This is a genomic window from Streptomyces sp. NPDC087845, assembly GCF_044742755.1.
Lineage (GTDB): Bacteria > Actinomycetota > Actinomycetes > Streptomycetales > Streptomycetaceae > Streptomyces.
This window is the reverse complement of record NZ_JBIUVC010000006.1, coordinates 40,833-63,061: the sequence shown is the minus strand read 5'-3', so window position 1 is coordinate 63,061 and position 22,229 is coordinate 40,833. Positions and strand designations below refer to the sequence as shown.

Annotated in this window: 17 protein-coding genes; 6 read left to right on the top strand and 11 right to left on the bottom strand. The window is 69.4% G+C overall.

Annotated features, from left to right (window positions below; translation table 11 throughout):
• Positions 1 to 346 precede the first annotated feature (346 nt).
• The 3 genes from ACIOMQ_RS17140 to ACIOMQ_RS17130 all read left to right on the top strand — a co-directional run bounded on the left by ACIOMQ_RS17140 (position 347) and on the right by ACIOMQ_RS17130 (position 2,983).
• On the top strand, positions 347 to 655 hold the full coding sequence (locus ACIOMQ_RS17140) for a transposase (RefSeq protein ID WP_401987803.1): 309 nt from the start codon (positions 347 to 349) through the stop codon (positions 653 to 655).
• Complete coding sequence (locus ACIOMQ_RS17135; protein ID WP_401269809.1) at positions 652 to 1,326, top strand: IS3 family transposase; 675 nt, start codon at positions 652 to 654, stop codon at positions 1,324 to 1,326. The genes ACIOMQ_RS17140 and ACIOMQ_RS17135 overlap by 4 nt, the downstream gene beginning before the upstream one ends.
• A 271-nt stretch (positions 1,327 to 1,597) precedes the next feature.
• A complete protein-coding gene (locus tag ACIOMQ_RS17130) occupies positions 1,598 to 2,983 on the top strand; it encodes an MFS transporter (RefSeq protein ID WP_401987800.1) in 1,386 nt (461 codons plus the stop codon).
• A gap of 53 nt (positions 2,984 to 3,036) precedes the next feature.
• Here ACIOMQ_RS17130 and ACIOMQ_RS17125 read toward each other — a convergent pair whose 3' ends face one another.
• The 4 genes from ACIOMQ_RS17125 to ACIOMQ_RS17110 form a co-directional block, all read right to left on the bottom strand.
• The gene (locus tag ACIOMQ_RS17125) at positions 3,037 to 3,516 is read right to left on the bottom strand and encodes an NUDIX hydrolase (RefSeq protein WP_401987798.1); all 480 of its coding nucleotides are present in this window, start codon (positions 3,514 to 3,516) and stop codon (positions 3,037 to 3,039) included.
• 30 nt (positions 3,517 to 3,546) lie between these two features.
• Positions 3,547 to 5,148, bottom strand: a complete 1,602-nt coding sequence (gene lnt, locus ACIOMQ_RS17120) for an apolipoprotein N-acyltransferase (protein WP_362209480.1) — start codon at positions 5,146 to 5,148, stop codon at positions 3,547 to 3,549.
• A 367-nt stretch (positions 5,149 to 5,515) separates the two neighbouring features.
• Positions 5,516 to 6,079, bottom strand: a complete 564-nt coding sequence (locus ACIOMQ_RS17115; protein ID WP_401943963.1) for a hypothetical protein — start codon at positions 6,077 to 6,079, stop codon at positions 5,516 to 5,518.
• A 60-nt stretch (positions 6,080 to 6,139) separates the two neighbouring features.
• On the bottom strand, positions 6,140 to 6,925 hold the full coding sequence (locus tag ACIOMQ_RS17110; RefSeq protein WP_362209486.1) for an aspartate/glutamate racemase family protein: 786 nt from the start codon (positions 6,923 to 6,925) through the stop codon (positions 6,140 to 6,142).
• 58 nt (positions 6,926 to 6,983) lie between these two features.
• On the opposite strand from ACIOMQ_RS17110, the gene ACIOMQ_RS17105 reads away from it, so the two are divergent.
• Entirely contained in the window at positions 6,984 to 8,156 is a 1,173-nt protein-coding gene (locus ACIOMQ_RS17105) for a glycosyltransferase (protein ID WP_401269820.1), read from the top strand.
• Positions 8,157 to 8,207: 51 nt separating this feature from the next.
• Here the strand turns inward: ACIOMQ_RS17105 and ACIOMQ_RS17100 are convergent, their stop codons facing one another.
• From ACIOMQ_RS17100 to ACIOMQ_RS17070, 7 genes are all read right to left on the bottom strand, one after another.
• Positions 8,208 to 9,533 (bottom strand): TerD family protein, encoded by a 1,326-nt coding sequence (locus ACIOMQ_RS17100; RefSeq protein ID WP_402189348.1) that lies wholly within the window; start codon positions 9,531 to 9,533, stop codon positions 8,208 to 8,210.
• 421 nt (positions 9,534 to 9,954) lie between these two features.
• A complete protein-coding gene (sbnA, locus tag ACIOMQ_RS17095) occupies positions 9,955 to 11,028 on the bottom strand; it encodes a 2,3-diaminopropionate biosynthesis protein SbnA (RefSeq protein WP_402189346.1) in 1,074 nt (357 codons plus the stop codon).
• A 214-nt stretch (positions 11,029 to 11,242) separates the two neighbouring features.
• Positions 11,243 to 12,313 carry a 2,3-diaminopropionate biosynthesis protein SbnB gene (gene sbnB / locus ACIOMQ_RS17090; protein ID WP_402189344.1) on the bottom strand — a complete coding sequence of 357 codons (1,071 nt, stop codon included), beginning with the start codon at positions 12,311 to 12,313 and terminating at the stop codon, positions 11,243 to 11,245.
• Entirely contained in the window at positions 12,310 to 13,314 is a 1,005-nt protein-coding gene (locus ACIOMQ_RS17085) for a TauD/TfdA family dioxygenase (RefSeq protein ID WP_402189342.1), read from the bottom strand. Before ACIOMQ_RS17085 ends, sbnB begins: the two co-directional genes overlap by 4 nt.
• A gap of 23 nt (positions 13,315 to 13,337) precedes the next feature.
• Positions 13,338 to 16,592: an amino acid adenylation domain-containing protein gene (locus ACIOMQ_RS17080; RefSeq protein ID WP_402189340.1), complete on the bottom strand. Its 3,255-nt coding sequence runs from the start codon at positions 16,590 to 16,592 to the stop codon at positions 13,338 to 13,340.
• A gap of 64 nt (positions 16,593 to 16,656) precedes the next feature.
• Positions 16,657 to 19,191 (bottom strand): Pls/PosA family non-ribosomal peptide synthetase, encoded by a 2,535-nt coding sequence (locus ACIOMQ_RS17075; protein ID WP_402189338.1) that lies wholly within the window; start codon positions 19,189 to 19,191, stop codon positions 16,657 to 16,659.
• 271 nt (positions 19,192 to 19,462) lie between these two features.
• On the bottom strand, positions 19,463 to 19,591 hold the full coding sequence (locus ACIOMQ_RS17070) for a hypothetical protein (protein ID WP_401269837.1): 129 nt from the start codon (positions 19,589 to 19,591) through the stop codon (positions 19,463 to 19,465).
• A gap of 1,251 nt (positions 19,592 to 20,842) precedes the next feature.
• Between ACIOMQ_RS17070 and ACIOMQ_RS17065 the strand changes: the two genes are divergently transcribed.
• On the top strand, positions 20,843 to 21,319 hold the full coding sequence (locus ACIOMQ_RS17065; protein ID WP_362209507.1) for a DUF6643 family protein: 477 nt from the start codon (positions 20,843 to 20,845) through the stop codon (positions 21,317 to 21,319).
• A gap of 281 nt (positions 21,320 to 21,600) precedes the next feature.
• Complete coding sequence (locus tag ACIOMQ_RS17060) at positions 21,601 to 22,209, top strand: hypothetical protein (protein ID WP_402189335.1); 609 nt, start codon at positions 21,601 to 21,603, stop codon at positions 22,207 to 22,209.
• Positions 22,210 to 22,229 lie beyond the last annotated feature (20 nt).

The following is a 22,229-nucleotide window of genomic DNA, read 5'->3' as shown; positions in this document are numbered from 1 at the left end:
GTTGGAGCGGATGAGGGGGTGCCCCGTGGCCTCGCGGTGCGCGGTGGCGTGCTTGTGCGGGAGGAGTCGCAGCAGCCGACCTGCCCGCAGCTCTGGGACTCACGGTGCCGGCAGAGGCGGCGCTCGGCGAACTGCCAGGCCCGCCTTTGTCAATACCGTGGGGCAGAATCCCACCACAACAGTGCTGCCCACGCTGCGGCGTTCAAGAGGAAGGGAAAGGGATGCCGATTCAGGAGTGCACACCCGGAACAGCGCCACGGAGCAGGTGGCAACGGGCCTTCACCCCTGATCTTGGACACTCGAGATAGTGGATCTTGAGGATCTGAGAGATGGACGTGTCCTGGTCATGAAGCACTATCCGCCGGAGTTCAAGGCGGCGGCGGTCGCGCTGTACGAGTCGCGGCCCGAGGCTTCGATCAAGCAGATCGCCGCCGGCCTGGGGGTGAACCCGGAGACGCTGCGCAACTGGATCCGGGCGGCCGGAGCCGGTCGTCCGCGCGGCCGTCGGGCGGCCAAGCCGCCGACGGTTCCGGTGGCGCCGTCGGCTCTGGAGGCCGAGGTCGCCGCCTTGAGGCGGGAGAACGCCGAGCTGAAGAAGGAACGGGAGATCCTGCGCAAGGCGGCCCGCTATTTCGCCTCGGAGACGGGCTGGTGAACCGCTGCCGGTTCGTTGAGGACCACCAGCGCCGTTACGGCGTGAAGCGGTTGTGCCGCATCCTGGGCATCGCCCGCTCAAGCTTCTGCCACTGGCGCCGGAGTGCACCGCTGCGGGCAGCCCGCCAGGCTGCCGACGCCCAGCTCGCCGCCCGGATACGCGTGATCCACCGGGCCTCGGACGGCACCTACGGCGTCCCCGGGATCACCGCTGAACTCCGCGAGGACGGCGAGCGCGTGAACCACAAGCGGGTCGCCCGCATCATGCAGGCGATCGGGCTGGCCGGCCTCCGCCCGCGCAGGAAGCATCGCACCACCATCCCGGACCCCGCCGCGGCGAAGGTGCCGGACCTGATCGGCCGTAACTTCACCGCGGACGAGGTGAACCGAAAGTACGTCGGCGACATCACATACCTGCCGCTGACCGGCGGGACGTTCCGCTATCTCGCGACCGTGATCGATCTCTGCTCACGGCGCCTGGCCGGGTGGGCGATCGCGGTGCGGGGGCCTGCCGGTGCGGGGCCACGTGCCACCAACCATGGCCGGCTCCGCAGAAACCCGCCAGGCCTGACCGCAGGCGCGCGGAAGGGGAGATCACTACCCGCCCGATCCGCCCCGAATGCCGAAGTTCGACGCTGCGTAGTCAGCACCAAGTCAGCACGGGACAGGTGATCAGGGGTGCTGACATGCGGTTTCAGGTCAGCACCAAACCAGCACGGGAGTCAGCACCAGGGCAATAGACCATGCCTAATAGCGCAATCCTGACACTCGCCTGCCGGCCTTCAATACGGTCCTCGAAGCAGTCTCGACGTGCCTGTCATAGTGGCCCCGCGCACACCCGGCCCGAGAACTATGGTGTCCCGCCACATGTGCCTCTGACCTGCCCATTCCTACGGTGTGGCGACACGAAACCGTCCCCGCCAACCGCCCGGAAGTGGTGTTCATGGCTGCCTCGGCATCCGCCCCGCCGACCACCCGCTCGCTCAAGCGCATCGTCGCCGCAAGCCTCATCGGGACCACCATCGAGTGGTACGACTTCTTCCTGTACGGGTCAGCTGCCGCGCTGGTCTTCAACAAGCTGTTCTTCCCCGAGTCCGACCCGCTCGTCGGCACGCTTCTCTCCTTCCTCACCTACGCGGTCGGCTTCGCCGCCCGGCCTCTCGGCGCCCTGGTGTTCGGGCACTACGGCGACCGGCTCGGCCGCAAGAAGCTGTTGGTGCTCAGTCTGCTGATGATGGGTGGTGCGACGTTCGCCATCGGGCTGTTGCCGACGCACGCCACAGTCGGGGCCGCCGCCCCCGTGCTGCTCACCGTCCTGCGTCTGGTGCAGGGCTTCGCCCTCGGTGGGGAGTGGGGTGGGGCCGTGCTGCTGGTGTCGGAGCACGGGAGCGCCGAGCGGCGCGGGTTCTGGGCGTCCTGGCCGCAGACGGGGGCGCCTGCCGGGCAGTTGCTCGCCACCGGAGTGCTCTCCGCGCTCACCGCGCTGATGTCGGACTCGGCCTTCGGGGCGTGGGGCTGGCGCATCCCCTTCCTGCTCTCCGGTGTCCTGGTGGTCATCGGCTTGTGGATTCGGCTCTCCGTCGACGAATCGCCGGTGTTCAAGGCCGCGCTGGCGCAGGCCGAGCAGCGCAGGTCGGCCGCCGGGGCGGCCGAGAAGATGCCGCTCGTCGCCGTGCTGCGGCACCACTGGCGCGATGTGCTGATCGCGATGGGTGCCCGGATGGCGGAGAACATCAGCTACTACGTCATCACGGCGTTCATCCTCGTCTACGCGACCACGGCAGCGGACCTGGGCAAGCAGACGGCGCTCAACGCGGTGCTCATCGCCTCGGCCGTCCACTTCGCGGTCATTCCGATGTGGGGCGCGTTGTCGGACCGGATCGGGCGCAGGCCCGTCTATCTGGTCGGTGCGGTCGGCGTGGGGCTGTGGATGTTCCCGTTCTTCGCGCTGATCGACACCCGTAGCTTCGGAAGTCTGCTGCTCGCCGTCACCGTCGGGCTCATCTTCCACGGTGCGATGTACGCGCCCCAGGCGGCCTTCTTCTCGGAGATGTTCGCGACCCGGATGCGTTACTCGGGTGCGTCGATCGGGGCACAGTTCTCGTCGGTCGCTGCCGGTGCTCCGGCGCCGCTCATCGCCACGGCGCTGCTGGCGGACTTCGACAGCTCGACGCCCATCGCGCTGTACGTCATCGCCGCGGCGCTCCTCACCGTCGTGGCGGTCGGATGCGCCAGGGAGACCAGGAACCGGGACCTCGCGGACATCGAGGGGGCAGGCGCGGAGCCGGACGCGACCGCTGCACTGCCGGCCGGCGCCCGTACCGTCTGAGCCGCGTTCGGAGGGAGGGCCGGTTGCCCCGGCCCTCCCTCCGAACGCGACGGTCACTGCTGGGCGGTGGGTTCGAACCAGGTGGGCTCGTCGGTGAGGGACTGCTTGATCCTGAAGAGCGAGAACTCGTTCAACGGCGGCAGCGCGTCCAGCGGGAACCAGTCCACCGCCAGCGACTCGTCGTCGTTGACGCGGGCCTCGCCGCCGGTCGCCCGGCAGCGGAAGGTGACGTCCAGATACTGGCAGCGGTCGCCGTTGGCGTACTGCACGGGTGCCAGTGCCTGGGTGAGCACCACCCGCTCCGCCACACAGCGCACGGCCGTCTCTTCGTACACCTCCCGCTCCGCCGTTGCCGCCGGCTGCTCACCCGGCTCGCAGATGCCGCCGATGAGCGACCACTTGCCGGTGTCGGAACGCCGTCCGAGGAGCACTCGGCCCTCGTCGTCGAAGACCACGGCGGTGACGCCCGGCAGGAGAAGCAGTTGCCGACCCGCGGTGGCGCGGATCTCGCGGATGAAATCTGGAGTACCCATGGGGCCGACCCTACGTGGCGTGCGAGCGGATCAGCGGCTGCGCCGCAGCCGTACCGACCGGACGGTGACCCAGCCGAGCCCCGCCACGGCGAGCAGGGCGAGGACTCCCTCGGGAAGGGTGCCCATCCGGGTCGCGGGCGTGAGCGAGGACCTCAGCGGCACCTCGTCCACGAGCGCGTCCGGCGTGAACAGCTTCGTCTTCCGGACGATGGTCCCGTCCGGGCGGATGACGGCGCTGACACCGCTGGTGACGGGGACGACGACGGACCTGCTGTGCTCGACCGCCCGCACCCTGGACATGGCCAGCTGCTGGTAGGTCATCTCACTGCGCCCGAAGGTGGCGTTGTTGCTGGGTACGGCGATCAGCTGGCCGCCGTGCATGACCGTGTCCCGTACGGCGTCGTCGAACGCCGCCTCATAGCAGGTCACCAGCCCCACGTTCGTACCCGCCAGATCGAAGACGCCGACCTTCTTTCCCGGGCCGAAGTCGCGCCGCACCCGGTCCACGTCGGAACTGAAGAGCCGTACGAAGGAACGCATCGGGATGTACTCGCCGAACGGCTGGATGTGGCGCTTGTCGTACGTGTCGACAGGCCCCTTCTTGGGATCCCACTGGATGAGGGTGTTGCGCAGCTTGCCGGTGTCGGGCTCGACCACCGCTCCGATGACGGTGGGGACGCCGATCGCCTTCACGGCGTCGTCGATCACGATCCGGGCGTCCGCGTTCCGGTAGGGGTCCAGGTCGGAGGAGTTCTCCGGCCACAGGACGAAGTCGGGCTGGGGCACCTTGCCCGCCTTCACCTCCTGGGCGAGCTGCTCCGTGCGGCGCACATGGTTGTCGAGGACGGCGCGGCGCTGGGCGTTGAAGTCGAGTCCGAGCTGGGGCACGTTGCCCTGGATGGCGGCGACGGTCGCGGTGCCGTCCTCCGCCGAGTCGTCGACGAGCGGCAGTGCGGCGAACGCCGCGGCGACGGGTACGAGGACGGTCGCGGCCGCCGCGGCGACGGCGGCCCGGGGCACCGCGCGCGTGCTGCGGTAGGTACGGAACTGACGTACCGCTTCGTAGAGACCGAAGCCGCACAGCACCACCGCGAAGGAGAGCAGCGGCGTGCCGCCCACGGCCGCGAGCGGCAGGAACACGCTGTCCGCCTGCCCGAAGGCGATCTTCCCCCAGGGGAAGCCGCCGAACGGGATCCTGGCCCGGATCCCCTCGTCGAGGGCCCAGACCGCGGCGGCCCACAGCGGCCAGCAGGCGAGGCGGGATACGGCGGCGATGCCGATGCAGCCGACCGCGATGAACAGCGCCTCGGCCGCGGCGAGCGCCAGCCACGGCACCGGACCGACCTCTTCGCCCGTCCAGTGCAGCAGCGGCAGCATGAACCCCAGCCCGGCGAGGAGGCCGAGGCCGAATCCGGCGCGCAGTCTGCGCTCGTGCAGCACCCAGCCGAGCAGCGCGAAACCGGGCAGAACCAGCCACCACAGGGGTCGCGGCGGGAAGCTCAGGTACAGCAGCACTCCCGCGATCACGGCGGCAGCGGGCCGTACGAGCCGTGGCAGCAGTCGTCTTCCCCCTGACACGGGGGTGGGTGCGGGCTGTTGCGGGTCGTCGACTGAGGTGATGGTGGCGCTCACCCGGCGGAGTCTACGGTGGTCGGCTGTGTGCCGGGCAGCCCTCTCGGCGGACGGAACCCTTGGCGCCGGATCGTTTCGGCACTTTCCCGCACAGATCCGGGCCGCTGCCGTTGCCGTGCCCGCCGGTCCCGGCCGATCGGCCGGAGCCCGCCGCCGCGCTGCCGGCGCTCGCAGCGGGCCCTGCCCGCTGCGCGGCAGCGGCGGCGCGGTCGGCGCCACTGGGTTCACGCTGCGGCTGCCGGCGCTCAGCACGGCCCGCGGCCGCGCCGGCGCCGCGTCTGCGCCGCGCTCGGTGGGCGGATTCGCGGCGGCGCTCGGCGGGCTGCTCCGTTCGCCGGCAGCCGTCGGCCGCGGGCCGGGTCCTGGGTCAGGGCCCGGCCGACGCACCGGTCGTCGACAGGTGCAGGCGCTCGCGGATGAACCGTACGCCCGTTTCCGCGTCGTCGACCGTGATGGTGAACGTCCGGCCGTCACCGAGCCGGAGCACCAGGCCCTCGCCCCTGCGGACCACCACGGCCGTGCCCTGCTCGGGGCGCCAGCGGTAGCCCCAGCCGCCCCACTGGCGCGGAGTGACCCGGGGTACGAACTCCGCGCCCACCACCTGGGCCAGCAGAATCCGGCGGCGCGGCAGGCCCATGTGACCGCAGCGCACTTCCAGGGCGTCCCTGTCGACCCTGACGGCCACGTTCACGAAGGCGAGGGTGCCGAACAGCATGAGCAGTCCGGCGGCGACGCAGCCGATCACGGACATCAGCAGCGGGACGACGCCGGAGGCCCAGTCGGAGGTGACGGCCAGCTGGACGCCGAGCGCCAGACAGGCGGCGCCCGCGGCGGCGAGCACCCACTGGGCCCGGTTGGTGGCCCTGCCGATCCATACGTCGGAGGGGGGATCGGCTCCGGTGCGCCTCGGTTTTCGGGGGTGGTCCCTCATGCCAAGCAGCGTACTCACGAATCCGCACGCCGGGCATGGGTCCGGTGCCCCCGCACCGGGTCAGCGGGCGGGGCTGACGGCCCCCAGCAGCTGCCCCTCGGCGTAGGCCAGAGCGGCTTCCGGAAGGTCGGCGGTGCGCCCGTCGAGGAGCACGGTGAGACCGCCTGCCGGTTCGGCCGACGGAGCGGGTGCCACCCCGATTCGGCGCAGTGCCTGGGCGGCCACGGCACCTGCGGAACCGTGCAGGGCGACAGGGGGCAGACCGGGCTGCCGCACGGCGGTACGGATGCGTTCGGCGACCAGCTCGTAATGGGTGCAGCCCAGCACCACGGCCCGCACATCGCGCGGGGTGAGCGCCGCGGCCGCGGCGACGGCCCGGTCGATCGCCGGCTCGTCCGCCTGCTCCACGGCATCGGCGAGACCGGGGCACGGGACCTCGGTGACGGCGACGGAGCGGGCGAATTCCCGGATGAGTCCGCGCTGGTACGGGCTGCCGGTGGTGGCGGGGGTGGCCCAGATCGCGACCGGGCCGCCGCCGGCGACGGACGGCTTGATGGCGGGAACGGTGCCGATGACCGGCAGCGCGGGTTCCAGCTCGGCACGGAGCGTCGGCAGGGCGTGCACGGAGGCCGTATTGCAGGCGACGATCAGTGCGTCGGGCCGGTGGGCGGCCGCCGCGCGGGCCACGTCCAGCGCGCGGGCGGTCAGGTCCTCGGGGGTACGCGGTCCCCAGGGCATGCCGCCGGGGTCGGACGAGAGCACCAGATCGGCGTCGGGCCTCAGCCGGCGTACCGCGGCGGCGGCCGCGAGCAGGCCGATTCCGGAGTCCATGAGCGCGATCTTCACCCGGTCACCATAGTCGACCGCCCTTGCGGTTCCGTCGCAGTGGGGCAGACTGCGGCGAATGAGTGCCATTGCCTGGATCGCCGTGGGTTCGCTGGCCGCATGGGTGTGGCTGCTGCTGGGACAAGGGTTCTTCTGGCGGACCGACCAGCGGCTGCCGCGCCGGCAGGCTCCGGATCACTGGCCGTCCGTGGCGATCGTCGTGCCCGCGCGTGACGAAGCCGACATTCTGCCGGTGAGTCTGCCGTCACTGATGGCCCAGGACTATCCGGGAGTCGCGGAGATCTTCCTCGTCGACGACTGCAGCGAGGACGGCACCGGGGACGTCGCCCGTGCGCTGTCCGTGCGGTACGGGGGCCTGCCGGTGACGGTGGCGTCGCCCGGTGAGCCGGAGCCGGGCTGGACGGGCAAACTCTGGGCGGTGCGGCACGGGATCTCGCTGGCCCGGGCCCGAAAACCGGAGTACCTGCTGCTGACGGACGCCGACATCGCGCATGAGCCGGACAGTCTGCGGGAACTGGTCGCCGCCGCGGTGGCGGACGGGTTCGACCTGGTCTCGCAGATGGCCCGGCTGCGGGTGTCGAGTGTCTGGGAGCGGCTGGTCGTGCCGGCCTTCGTCTACTTCTTCTCGCAGCTCTACCCGTTCCGGTGGGTGAACCGGGCGGGGGCGCGGACGGCCGCGGCGGCCGGTGGCTGTGTGCTGCTGCGGACCGGGGCGGCGGACCGGGCGGGAGTACCGGAGTCGATCCGGCAGGCGGTGATCGACGACGTGACGCTGGCGCGGGCGGTGCAGCGGAGCGGCGGGCGGATCTGGCTGGGACTCGCGGAGCGGGTGGACAGCGTGCGGCCGTATCCGTGCCTGGGCGATCTGTGGCGGATGGTGTCGCGGAGTGCGTATGCCCAGCTGCGGCACAGTCCGCCGCTGCTCCTCGGGACGGTGCTGGGGCTCACGCTGGTCTACCTCGCGCCGCCGGTCACCCTCGTCGCCGGGCTGCTGGGCGGTGATCCGGCGGCGGCGTGGGCGGGCGGGGCGGCATGGGCGGTGATGGCCGGGACGTACATGCCGATGCTGGGCTACTACCGGCAGTCGCTGTGGCTGGCGCCACTGCTGCCGTTCACCGCCGCGCTGTATCTGCTGATGACGGTCGATTCGGCGGTGCAGCACCACCGGGGGCGGGGCGCGGCCTGGAAGGGGCGTACGTACGCCCGTCCCGAGGCCGCGCCCGACCGGTGAGCGGAGCCGGCCGGGGCCGATGGCCGCAGTGGCGGCCGGACCCCCGGGGGGTCATTTGCGGCCGGGTGTCCAGTTCATGCCCCACCCGTAGGCGTAGTCGATGGTGCGCTGCGGGCTCACTCCGCGCTCGGGCACGAGATAGCGGGCCTCGCGCTGCACCGTGAGGTCTCCCCCGTTGTTGGTGAGGAGCGCGAGCGCGCAGACGGTGGACGGGACGGTGCATTCGTCGAGCGAGAAGTCGATCGGGGCGCCGTGCTGGGGCTGGAGGGTGACGGTGGCATGGAGATCGGCGAAACTCCGGGCGCCTTCATAGATGGTGACGAAGATCAGGACGCGGCGGAGCTTGTCCTTCTGGTCGAGGTTGACGGTGAGGTTCTCACCGGTGGCCACGGCCCCGGTGCGGTCGTCGCCGTCGAGATGGATATAAGGCGGCTGCCGGAGCGCGCCGAACGCGTTTCCGAGTGCCTGTACGACCCCCTTGCGGCCGTCGGTGAGTTCGTAGAGGGCGCACAGATCAAGATCGAGGTCCGCGTGGTTGGCGACCGCTCTGCCGAGTTTGCTTCCCCAGCCGGTGAACTGTTTGCGCACTTCCCAGTTGAGATTGACCCGGAGGGCTCCCGAAGTGCCGCCCTGTTTGGCGAGGGAGACCGATGGCGCGTCCTTGGTGAGAGTCACCTTGGACAGTCGGACGGGCGGGGCGGCGGGAGGTACGGGAGGGGGCGGAGGCGCCGTCGGCGGTGCGGGAGGAAACGCCGGAGGGGGCGGTGACAGAGGGTCAACCCGGGTTCGGTACTGCGGCTGTTGCGGCGATGGGGGTTGTTGATACGGCTGGGGCCGCTGTGGTTCATCGACGGAGATACCGAAGTCCGTCGCGAGACCTTCGAGGCCGGTGTCGTAACCCTGCCCGACGGCGCGGAATTTCCAGGCGCCCTGGCGCCGGTAGAGCTCGCCGAGAATGAACGCGGTCTCGACTGTCGCGTCCGCGCTGTCGAAGCGCGCGAGCTCCGAGCCGTCCGCCGCGTCCGTGATCCGCACGTACAACCCCGTCACCTGCCCGAACGTGCCCCCGTCCGCGGAGGCCGCCAGGACCACGCGGTCGATGGCCGGCTCGACGCGCGCCAGGTCGACGGCGAGGCTGTCCGTCACCCCGTCACCGGCGGTTCGCTTGCCCTCGTGGCGTACCGCTCCGGATGCGTGGGAGGGCTGGTTGTAAAAGACGAAGTCGGCGTCGCCGCGCACCTTTCCCGACACGAGAAGGAGCGCCGAGCCGTCGACGTCCGGCGTCCCCGGGGAGACGCGCCACCCCAATTCGACCCGCACGGCGTGAGCCGCCACCGGAACATTGGCGCCTTTTAGCATGGTCATGCTCGCCCCCATCGCGAGTCCGGCTGCCCGAAGGCTTTTCTCCGCCAACCTAATCCCCCGCCCGGCGCGGAGCCCACAGCGGTGCGGTCACGCTCCTTCTCGGCGCGGCGCCGGCGGCAACAGGTGGAGGAGGGGACGTCCAGCCCCCGGAGTACGGGCTCGCCCCCCAGGTGCGGGTGCTCGACGACGGGCGCGGTCACTGATATCTCCGACGAACCTGGGGCGGTTCACACCGCCATCAGGGGATCCCGTTCCGACAGCGTTTCCTCCTCCGCCATCGCTCACACGAATGGCTCAGCACCGCTTCTCGGAAGCGTCAGCGATATCGGGATCCCGAGCGTCGCGCCCGACCGGATCGGACCCGAGCGGCCGAGGCGGACATCAGGAAGCGCCTTGTCGGTGCTACCGGCTCCTTGGACGGAGCGCCCGGGGCTCACCGATCCGGAGCCGGTGCAGATTGCCATTGCAGCTTCCGGTCCTCAGGGCCCGGCCGACGGCTCCACCGTGTCGTCGGCGAGGGGGCGGCTGCCCAGGAATCGGAGGCCTCCGTGTCGGAGTCGAGCACGTCCTCGCCGTAGAGATCCTGCAGCCAGTTGGTCTGGTAGATGGTGTCGAGATAGCGCTCGCCGAGGTCCGGACCGACGGCCACTGCGGTGAGTCCGCGCCCGTCATGCCGGGCCAACCAGTCCGTTGCGCCGCTGATCACCGTGCCGGTGGAGCCGCCGAACAGGAATCCGCGCCTGGCCAGACGATGGCAGGCACGTACGGTGTCCGCCTCCTCGACACGAATCACCTCGTCGACATAGGACTCGTCGAGCAGCGGCGGGCGCATGCTCATGCCGAGACCGGGAATCATCCGGCGGCCCGGCGAACCGCCGAAGGACACCGAGCCGACGCTGTCCACCGCGATGATCCGCACCGACCGGCGCCATTCCCGGAAGTAGCGCGCACAGCCCATCAGGGTCCCGGTGGTGCCGGCTCCGACGAACAGCACGTCCAGCCGCGGGAACTGACGGGCGATCTCCGGCGCGGTCGTGCGGTAGTGCGCCTTCCAGTTGTTCGGATTGGTGTACTGGCTGAGCCACACATATCGGTCGTCGAAGGCGCACAGCGCGCGGACGTACTCGAGCCGCGCGCCGAGAAAGCCACCGTGGGCCTCCTGTTCGGCGATCACGTGCACCCGGCTGCCCAACGCCTCCATCATCATTCTGTTCGACAGGTTGCCGCGGGAGTCCGTCACACACAGGAACCGGTAGCCCTTGCTCGCCGCGATCACGCTCAGCGCCACGCCGAGGTTTCCGGACGACGACTCGACGAGGATCGATGCCGGCGTCAGGATTCCATCCCGCTCGGCGGCCTCCACCATCTCGGTCGCGGCCTTCAGCTTGATCGAGCCGGCGAAGTTGAAGCCCTCACACTTCAGGAAGAGCGAGTGCCCGAAGATCGGCCGGAGGTCGACAAAGAGATCATCTTCGTTGAAAGCGTAGGGAGTGGAAATGATGGGCACGACGGTCTCCTCTGGCTGGAGCAGAGCACTTTCGGAACTTCCGTCCGGCCGTGGGCGGCTTCTCGCCTGTGCGGGCGAGCCCCCGTGTCCAACCAGGCGGGACGGAGCCCTGCGCCGGCGGCCACTGTCTCGTGCGTCAGGGGCTGCTGCGACGTGACCGGTGGTTCTTCTTCTGGGATCAGCTCTGAAGGAGCCCCCTGGGCTCTCGGCCCGCTCATCCGTACCGGCTGAGTTCGTGGAAGAAGTCGTCGACGACGTGCAACTCTCCGCAGCGGGCCACTTCCGTATACACGTACTTGCCCACCGCGAGGTCGAGCACCCCGAGGCCGAAGGGCGAGAACACCACCGGCCGGTCCGTCGGCACCGTCACCCGCCCCGCCATCACGTCGGCCAACGTGCCGTCCAGGAAGTCCCGGTTGCCCGTGAGCTGCTCGGCCAGATGCGGCGACGTGTCGGCCTTGAGGCAGTGCTCGACGTCGTCGACGATGTTGGTCGAGGCGAGCAGGATCTCCGGCGCGAGATCGCGCAGCGACACATGCAGCACCAGTGGATTGTGTGCGAACCATGACGGTTCGCTGACGTGCGGTTGGCCGGCGACCGTGGCGAAGACGACCAGGTCGCTGTTTCGGATCAACTGTTCGGCGCTGTCGTGCACGGTGATTCGGCCGGTGGTGTCCGACTGCTCCAGGTAGCACCGGAAGCCTGCCGCACTGTCGGCGGACAGGTCGTGCACGCCGGTCTCGTCGAACGACCAGCCGGTGCCGACCAGGAAGGTATGGATGTAGCGGGCGATCAGGCCCGCCCCGAAGAACCCGACGCGCGTCGGCCGCGGCCGGTCGCGGCTGAGCCAGTCGGCCGCCGACGCCGCCGACGCGGCTGTCCGGGTGGCGCTGATGATCGAACTCTCCAGACAGGCGAACGGGTAGCCGGTGTCATGGTCGTTGAGGATCAGCACGGCCGATGCCCTTGGGATGCCGGCCGTCACGTTCTGGGGGAAGCTGGAGATCCACTTCAGGCCGTCCACCCGTGTCTCCCCGCCGATCGAGGCGGGCAGCGCGATGATCCGGGAGGACGGGCGGTCGGGGAAACGCAGGAAGTACGACGGCGGGTTCACCGAATCACCGGCGCCGTGCACCCGGTAGGTGGCCTCGACCAACTCCGTGATCTGCTTCTCGCATCCGTGCAGCGTGCGCCGGACCTGGGCACCGGAGATCACCGCGAACGGTGGCACGGTGATCGGCGCGACCCTTTCGGAATCTCCCGCGGTGGAGTCGACAGTGGTCATTGCGTGGTCACCTCCACGGTCGGCGAGCAGTCGGCCAGACGCACCGGTTCGGCCATGGCGACGAGCACCTCGCGCGGTCCTTCGAAGGGCTCCCTGCTGTGCGCGGTGCGGACGTTGTCGACGAGCATCAGGTCGCCGGCCTGCCACGCTTCGCGTGCGGTGTTCGCCTCGTAGACACTGTTGAGCAGCTGCACGACGTCCTCGCCGATCGGTTCGCCATTGCCGAAGTGTGTGTTGAACGGCAGCCCGTCGGCACCGTAGACGTCCACCAGGTACTCGTGCACCTCGGGGTCCATCGTCCACTCGTTGAGGAACGCGATCTGGTTGAACCAGCAGCGTCGGCCGGTGACCGGGTGGCGCACCACGGCGCTGCGGCGCTGTCTGGTGCGCAGTCCACCATCGGGCTGCCACTCGAACGTGATCGCGTTGGCGCGGCAGTAGCGCTCGACGGCGCCCCGGTCGTCGGTGCCGAACGCCTCGGCGACGGACGCGCCGATCTCGTCGTTGTAGCTGCGAGTGAGCAGCCAGCCCTCGCGCTCGAACCGCTCGGTCAACTCGGTGGGCAGCGCGTCGAGCACGGTCGGTGAGTCGGCCACCGCGGTCGCCCCGCCGTCGGTGGGCGCGCTGAGACAGGCGAACATCATCAGGCCGGGGAACTCAAGCGTGTAGCTCAGTTCGTGGTGCATGCACATCGGCTGGTTCGGCGGCCACTTCGATGAGGAGTACACCCCGTCGGAGTAGGTCTGCCGGGGCGCGAAGGCCTCCTGCTCGGTCATCAGACCGGTGGCCAGCTTCGAGAAGACGGCTCCGGTCTCGGCCGCGTCACGCAGCCCGAGGCCGCGGACCAGGACCGAACCGTGCTCGGCGACGACTGCGCGCAGCACGTCCCGATGCTCGGCCGCCCAGGTCGGCGCGGAGCCGGTGACCTCGGCCCGCAGCCGTGGGGGTCTGCCGGATTCCAGTTCTACGTCGGCCGGCGACGTCGTGGAAGTGAATGACATCTCGATCTCCTTTCAGCTGACACTCAGGAAGAAGCGAACAGTTCGGCGGCGTGCAGCACGGCCTTTGCCGCCTCGGCCGGACGGGTACGCAGGAAGTAGTGGCCACCGTCGGCGAGCTCGTGCAGGTCGACCTGCCCGGCCAGAAGCTGCCAGTCGCGGTACCGGCGCGAGTACTCCGCCGTGCTCGGGTCGTCCGCGGCAACGACCACGGTGACCGGCGCGGAGAGCTTCTGCGTCGGCGGGCGCTCCAGGGCGTCGGCGAAGTAGTGGTGTGCGGACACGCAGTCGTGCCGGTAGGCGGCGCCGACGTGCTCGGCGTGCTGCGCGCCCAGCTCACCGAGCGCGGTGTAGCCGCCGTCCGTGCTCAGGTTCGCGGCGATCTCGGTGTTGCTCCGGCCGGTCAGCTCGGTGATGGTGGCGCGCCGGTCGTCGGCGTCACCGAGCAGTTGCGCGCCGAGGAACACCCGTGGGACGTCCACCCCGCTCTCTTGCAGCTTTCTGGCCGTCTCCACGGCCAGCGCGGTGCCCGAGGAATGGCCCCACAGCAGGACCCTGGTCAGGCCACGCCCGGTGATCTCGTCGACGACCTGCTCGACCACCTGTGTCATCGGCGCGAGCGGCTCGCTCTCGGCGGCCACGTCGTGACCGGGCAGCTCGACGGCGTAGACCGCCGGTCCACCGTCCGGCAGCGCCCTGGCCATCGGCTGAAAGTTCACCGCGTTGCCGCCGGCGTAGGGGAAGCACACCAGGGCTGCGGTCTGCGCACCGTCCGATTCCGACAGTGGCTGAAGCAGCCCGGAACGCCGCTCGGACCTGCCGTCGACCAGCCTGGCCAGATCGGCGAGGACGGGGTGGCGGGTGACGTCCTTGAGGGACACCGCACGGTCCAGGACGATGGCCAGCTTTACTGCCGACAGCGACGTGCCGCCCCGGTCGAAGAAGTGGTCCCGTCGTCCGATCTGGTTCTGCGGGATGCCGAGCACCTTCGCCCATGCGGCCGCCAACTGCTGTTCTGTCGGTGTGTCCGGCGCGCTGTAGTCGTCCTGGGGGGCGTCGAGTTCTCCGGCGAGCGCCTGCAGAGCCCTTCTGTCGATCTTGCTGTTGGCCGTCAGCGGCAGAGTCTCCCGCCAGTGGAAGGCCGACGGAACCATGTACGCGGGCAACGTCTCACCGAGCCGGTCCAGCAGGACGTCGACCTCGATCGGACGCCGACCGGAGTAGAACGCCACCAGGTGTTTGCTCTGGTCGGCCCGCTCGGCGACCACGACCGCACCGTCGCGAACACCGGGCACCTGCAACAGGGTGTTCTCGATCTCGCCGATCTCGATCCGGAAGCCGCGGATCTTCACCTGGGTGTCGCGGCGGCCGAGGAACTCCAGCTTGCCCTCGGGCGTCCAGCGGCCGTAGTCCGCGCCCCGGTAGAGCCGGGCGCCCCCGCGGTGCGGATCGGCCAGGTATGCCTGCCGGGTGCGCTCGGGGTCGTTGACGTATCCGCGGCCGACGCAGACGCCGGAGAAGGCGATCAGACCGGGGGCTCCGAGCGGCACCGGGGTCAGGTGCTCATCGACGACATAGACGTGCACGTTGTTGACCGCGGGCCCCAGCAGGACCCGGCCTCCGTCGGGCATGCGGTCCATGACCTCGTGGTTGGTGTCGTCCGAGGTCTCGGTCAGTCCGTAGGCGTTGACCAGCTTGATCCCGGGCCGGGCGGCGAACCAGCGCTGCACGAGCTCCTTCTTCAGCGCCTCGCCGGTGACCGACACGCACCGCAGGTCCGGCAGCTCGCGGGGGTGCTGCTTCAGCCAGGACACGACCACGTCCAGGTAGGAGGGTACGACCTGGAGGACGGCGACCCGGCCGTCGACGATCGTGTCGACGAACCGCTGGACGTTCAGGATCGCCTCCTGCTCCACCAGCAGGGTCCGCCCCCCGACCAGGAGCCCGGACACCAGCTGCCACAGCGAGATGTCGAAGCACTGGGGTGCGGTCTGGGCGACCACCTGTCCCTCTCCGATCTCCAGGTCGTCGATCTTGGCGTAGAGATGGTTCAGCATGCCCTCGTGCTCGCACATCGCACCCTTGGGTTCACCTGTGGAGCCGGAGGTGAAGTAGATGTAGGCGAGCTGGTCCGGTGCGACGTGGAGGCCCAGATCATCGTCGGCATGGTCTTCCTCGTAGGCTGCGCCGACGAAGAGCTTCCGGACTCCGGGCAGCGAGTCGAGGGCCCGGTCGAGCGTGGAGGTGCTGCCGGGTTCGGTCAGCACGAGCCCGCATGCGGCACGGGAGAGCATGGTCGTGAGGCGGGCGGCCGGGAAATGCGGCTCGATGGGCAGGTACACGCCGCCGGCCTTGAAGACCGCGAGGACGGCGGCCATCCAGTCCAGGTTGCGTTCGGTCACCACCGCGACGACGCCCTCGGGGCGCAGCCCCCGCGCCAGCAGGGCTCGTCCGACCCGGTTGGCGCGCGCGTTGAGTTCTCGATACGTCAGTTGCTGCTCCCCGTGCACCGCGGCGACGGCGTCCGGGTGTGCCGCCACTCGCTGCTCGAACAGTTCGTGGAACCGGTGGTCCGGCAGTTCCCGGCGTGGACCGGCCAGTTCTTCGAGCTGGAAGTGGAGTTCCTCGGCGGAGAGCAGGCTCTGCGGCCCGTGCTCGGCGTCCGGATCGGCGGCGATCAGCGCGAGCGCGGTGAGGTGGTATCCGGCGATCCTGGCGGCGCAGTCCTCGTCGAGCGTGTCGGTCCGGTACCGCAGCCGCAGCACAAGGTGGCCGCCGCGCTGCGAAAAACCCACCCACAGCATGGTGTTACCGGCGACTTCGCCGCCCGCGCCGTGCGGATCGAATACGGCCTCGATCGACGGCTCGGCCAGGCCCAGTTCGCGCCTGAGCTCATCGACCGGGCAGTTCTTGTGCGACAGCAGGCCCGACGCCACTCGATGGGCGTCCAGCACCAGCGTCCGCCACGAGTCGGGTTCGGTCGTCAGCCGGCAGGGCAGCGGCCGGCCGCCCTCCGCGGTGACGTATCCGATCGCGACCTCGTGCTCGCCGGACAGCGCGGCGAGCACCTTGGCGTGCGCTGCCAGCAGCACCGATTCGAGCGGCACCGCCAGGTCCTTGGCCAGCCGGCCCGACGCCGCCGCGATGTCGTCCGGGATCGGCACCTCGTGTTCGCCGACGCCCTTCACCGGATTGCGTGTCCACCGCGGGATTTCGGTGAATCCACCGGCGCCGAGCACATCGCGCCAGAATTCCCGGTCGGCCTGCGCTTGCATTCCCATTCTGGCCGTCCCTCTCCATTCGTCTTCGCTACCGTGCTGTTCCGCGCTGACATGGGCGGAGCCGCTATCCCTTCCGCGTCAGCGCCTCGGGCTGATAGGGGGCGTCCCGCATCTCCGTGGCGGGGTTCCCTCCCCAGCGTGCGTGCTGGGGGACCTCTTCGCCTTTCATGAGGAAGGAGTCGGGCGCGAGCACCGCGCCGGTGCCCATCGTCACGCCGTAATGGACGTGGGCTCCCACACCAATGGTGCAGCCGGCTTCGAGGGTGCTGCGATCGGATTTGAAGGTGCCGTCCTCCTGCGAGTGGCACTGGATCTTGCTTCCCGCATTGAGCGTGCAGTCGTTCCCGACGGTGGTGAGCGTCCGCTCCGTCATGTAGCAGCCGTCATCGAAGACCCTGCTGCCGATCCGAACACCCAGCATCCGCCAGATCACGTTCTTGAAAGGGGTGCCGTTGAAGACGTTGAGGTAGGTGTCGGGCACCTTCCAGAGGCGCTCGTGCCACCAGAAGTACGGGTCGTAGATGGAGCACACCTGCGGTCGCAGCGTGCGGAATGCCGCGATGCCGCGCTCCACCAGTACGAAGTAGACAGCGGTGAACCCGAGGCTGAGCACCAGGAACACGGCGATCAGCACATGCCCGTAGGAGTCGTACAGCTGGGCGTTCGCCAGACCGAGCATCGTGAGCACGAAGAAGTGCAGCCACCGCACGAGCAGGAAGAAGACCATCGAGCGGATGTTGTAGCGGTTCTTCGCGGCGAGGCTGCGGCGCAACTCGTCACCGGTGCGCAGATGGTCGAACCGGGAATCACGCTCGACCGACCGGGGAATCTCGAAGCACGGCGAGCCGAGCAGGCCCACCCCCTCGCGCATCTCGCCTTCGAGCGGAACCATCACCTTCGTCGCGAGGAGACAGTTCTCGCCTGTCCTGGCCCCCGAGGGATAGGCGATGTTGTTCCCCAGGAAGTTGTACGCCCCGATCGAGGCCCGGGACACCCGGAAGGACGTGCTCGAATAGTCGGCGTTGATGATGGAGAGTCCGTCGGCGACCATTGTCCCGCTGCCGACGGAGCACATGAACGGGGTCTCGTGTTGCACTTCCGTGCCGAAGTTCGACCCGGTCTGCTCGACCTGGGACAAGTCGTATCCGACGCCGCGCAGATAGTGGACGATGTAGGAGCTGTCACCGAACAACCAAGTGAAGAACTTGATGTTGGTCATGCGCCCGATCGCCCGGTGCGCCGAGTAATGAAACCCGTACAGCGGATAGACCTTGTCCGGCTTGACGACCAGGTTCAGCAGGCGCGGAACGGCGAACATCGCGGCCAGGCCCACGACGACGAGGCCGAAGAACAGCAGCAGGGAAAGGACCAGGGCGTCGATGTAGAGAGCCGGCGAGGTGAGATCCACCGTGCCCTGGCTCAGCCGGTTGTTCAGCGCCGGAACCAGGGTCACCAGCATGTACACGCCCCCGACAGCCAGTGGCATGTAGAGGAAGAACAGCTGAAGCACGGTGACGAGGCCGAAGCCGGCCCGGCGCAGCGTGCCGCAGGTGGCCGGCCCGATCCTCAGGTAGTCGTGCTGCGTGAGCTGTGCCGGGGATCCGTGCCAGCGCTGACCGCCCGGGACCGCCTGGCCGCTGTACAGCGTGGACGTGTGTCCGAGCTGAGCTCCGTCGCCCATCGTCGTGTCGATGTCGAGCACGGTCTTCTCTCCGATGAAGACATCCCGGCCAAGGGTGACCCGGCCGGTCTGGATACGGCCGGCGTGCGCCCGGTAGCAGAGGAAGAACGAGTCCTTGCGGATCACCGTGCCGGCGCCGACCGTGAGCAGGTCAGGGCAGACCGGAACGTTGCGGGAGAGAATCGTGACCCCTTTGCCGATGCGCGCGCCCAGGGCTCGCAGGTACAGCACGTACAAGGGATTGCCGACGAAGAGAACCATCGGGTTGGCGTGGATCAGCACCTTGACGGTCCAGAAGCGCAGATAGGTCAGACCCCAGACCGGGAACTCGCGTGATTTCCACCGGCCGATGAGAAGCCATTTGGCCGCGATCGGGAAGGTGCACAGGCCGACGAAGCCGACGCCCCCGAAGACGAACGATCGCAGGTAGATGTCGACCACACCCGAGCTGGCGGAGACCCACGCATAGCCTCGGTCGGCAACAAGTCCGGCGAGGAACGAGTACCCCAGGAAGATCAGGAACTGCAGCGTTCCGCAGAGTACGTACCGCACCGTGCCGATCGGGGTCACCACCTCGGCCGGCGCCGGGACCGACGGCCCCAGTGGGGTGGGCGCGGCGTTCGCGAGCCCCGTCGCCAGGCTGCGGATCGTCGGGTGCCGGTAGATGTCCTTCATCGACGCCGAGGGAAGGTCCGCCCGCTTCCTGACCCGTGCGCAGAAATGAGCCATCACCAATGAGTTGGCGCCGAGGTCATCGAAGAAGTGGCTGTCGATCGGCACCCGTTCGACGTCCATGACGTCGGCCAGCACCTCGGCAAGGTCCTTCTCGGTGCCGGTCTCCGGGCCGGAGTACTTGCGTAAGCCGATCGCGGGTTCATCCGGCCCGGGCGTCAGGACGTCGAGGGATTTCTCCTCCATGCGAGCTCCTTGAGGAACGTCTGAGCACCGTCGCCATGAGGGTCGGCGCCCCGTACTCGCGCTTTTAGATGGCCGGAGCGAGTGGTCCGGAAATTCACGAGGCCGGGATCTGTTGTCCGGATCCAAAACCGCTGCCTCAGTCTTAGCTGTCCGTCGTCGGGCTGCCACTCGAACTCGATCGCATCGGCGCGGCGGTAGCTCTCGACGGCGCCGAGTCCCTCCTCGCTGCCGGACGCCTGGCACCGCGAACGCGGAGCGCTCGCCGCCCTGTTCACTCCTCGTCCACGATCCTGCCCGACGGGACGGCGGTGAGCAGCGCGCGCGTCTCGCCGTACTGCATGCGAGTGGTGCGTGCCTGATCCGGGAGGAGCTGCGCCGGGGCACGGGACGGTGACGACATCCGGGGCATCGCAGCTGTGAGGCGGCGGAGCGGCATCCGCGCGCTTCTCGGTGGTGGCGCGGTGGCACGCTCGGCCGCAACCATCTGATGAGACTCCATCAAGTGAGGTACACCCGCGCCCGCAGCGCGATCGTGGTCATGCTCCGCGATCATTCACCCGCCGGCGTCAGAGTGCGGCTGCCGTATCACGAAGCGATCGTGCGGGTCGGACTCGGCACACGCCGCACACGCCGGTGACTTCGTGCTCTGGGACAACCGGGTGACCTCGTACTACGCCGTGGACGGCTACGGCGACGGTGCCCGTGTCCACCGCAAGGTCATCGGAGTGGGGCCGGTGCAACCGTCTGAAGCAGTGACGCCGCATCGCCACCCGCCACGAGAAGACCGCAGCTTTCGTGCTCCTGGAAGAACCCGGGCTTCGTCGGTGAGTACGGCACCAGAGGGTGCTTCGTCTGCTGGTGGTACACGCAACTCATGTCGGTTGACCTGTGCCTTTATGGCTCATGGCAGCGACTGGCGGGACATCGGCCCGAGTATGACCCGGATCTTGGTCGTGACCGGGTTGGCAGCACGACCGCGCTGAACTCGGGTGGCTCCTCGGCAGTCGTGTACGCACCCCAGGCCCGGATGGCTGGTGCCTAAGGGCTGTCGGCCCGGCTTTCTGCCCGAAGGCTCTGATGTTGTTTCAGTTCACCGTCAGGAGCACTGGCCGATCGCGCAGCACCTCTGTCCTTCGGTGTACCAGGCTCTGGGCGCAGCACCGGCAGGTGGCGTGGAGCCGGTCGAAGAAGGTGCGTACGTCCTTGGCCGTGAGTCGGGCGTCCTTCTTGGTGCCGCGTTGGGGATGAAGTGGAGACGGACGCAGGCGGCGTAGCGGGAGTGGACGTTCTCCCGAAACCGGTGGGCGGCGACGCCGCCGTCGCCGAGCCAGTAGGGCCAGTAGCCACGCAAGCGTGCTGTCGGCAGGGCGAACGGCAGGCCACGGCTGCCGTCGGCGATCTCCTGACAACCGTAAGGTTCCAGGTGCTCGGAGTCGAAGCCTCCGTCCTGGCGAGTGCCACTCGGGTGTCGCCCTTTGCAGCCTGCCCGTCACTTCTCGCTCAGCCATGGGCCGTCCACGGAAAACGCCCCCTCCGTCAACGGAAGCTTTAACGATGTTTTAGCAGGTCAGGCGGATAGATCTGGCGTAAAACGGATGACCCCAAGATTGGGACTCCCCAACCGGCACATCGTGGGCTTAACTTAGGTGCCATGACCTCCCCCCGCTCCACCTACGGCGGCGGCTACTACGCCGCACCGTCGTTCCCCGACACCCCGATCTACGACTCCCTGGTCGCGGAGCGGGGCACCCCTCAGATCGCACCGATCCGAGTGCCTGCCGCCTATGACACCGGCAACAGCTATCTGCCGGCTCTCCCCGCGGCCCTGCCGGCCCTTCCCGCGGCACCCTCCCCGCCCGGTCCGTCGTACGGCTACCAGCAGCCGGCCCAGCAGGGTTACGCGCCGATGCAGCCCGCTCAGCTGCAGCAGGCCCCGGCGCCGTACATCCCTCAGCAGCCGACCGCGGCCCGCGGCGGATACCCGGCGGCACCCTACCCACCGCAGCAGCAGCGGCCCGCGCCGGGCACCGGCTACGAGGCGATGCGTCCGGCGTCGCCCCGCCCCGCCCCGGCGCCCTCTCCCTACGAGGACCCGTACAACCGTCCGTACCAGGGCCGGGGGTACTGAGCCGGGAGTCGCACACGGTCGCACCGAGGTCGTCGTCGAGCCATGGGGACTCGTCGGCGACTTCGGTGTTCCCGCGTCGGGCCGTACAGCCCTCCTCGGCCGGTACGGCCCTCCCCGGTCGCGCACGCGCCCCGGACGAGCCGTCAGCATCCGTCGGGGGGCGGGGAACTCGCGAGGGCGGTCGGTGCGCTGTCGGGGGTGAGGTTGCTCTCTCTTCGCTGCTTCAGCGCGCGGGGCGTGCCGTACCGGGTTAAGACGGATACGGAAGGGGGTGCGGGACTGTGCGAGCGGTTGCGGGAGTGTGGCGGTGGCGGCGCAATCCCCTGCGCCGCGCCACTGACCGGCGCGAGGCATGGGTGGCCCTGGTCGCGCTGCTCCTCATGGTGGCGGCGGCGCCGGCGCTGGGCTGGGTGTGCGGATCGCTCACCGACGACGCCCTCCAGAAATCGGTACGGGTCCAGCAGGCCCGGCGCCATGCCACGACCGCGGTCGTGCTCCACCGGGCGCCGGAAGCACCGCATTTCGTCACCGACCCCGAGGTGTCCTCGGAGCGCACCCCGCAGACCCTGGTGGTGGCACGCTGGAAGGCGCCGGACGGCACGGACCGCCGCGGTACGGTGACCACGCTCTCCCGCAGGACCGGGCCCGGGGCCGAGGTGGAGATCTGGACGGACCTCGACGGCCGCCCCGCGCTGCGGCCCATGGACGTGCCGACGGCTCATACGCACGCGGCGCTGGCCGGGTTCGGAGCGATGCTGCTCGCCGTCGGGCTGATCGAAGGAAGCCGCCGCCTGATCGTCTGGCGCATGGTGCGGGGACGGTACATCCGGATCGACCGCGCCTGGGCCCAGGCCGGTCCGGACTGGGGCAGGACCGGGACCGGCAGCTGATCGGCTGCCGATCGCCGCTG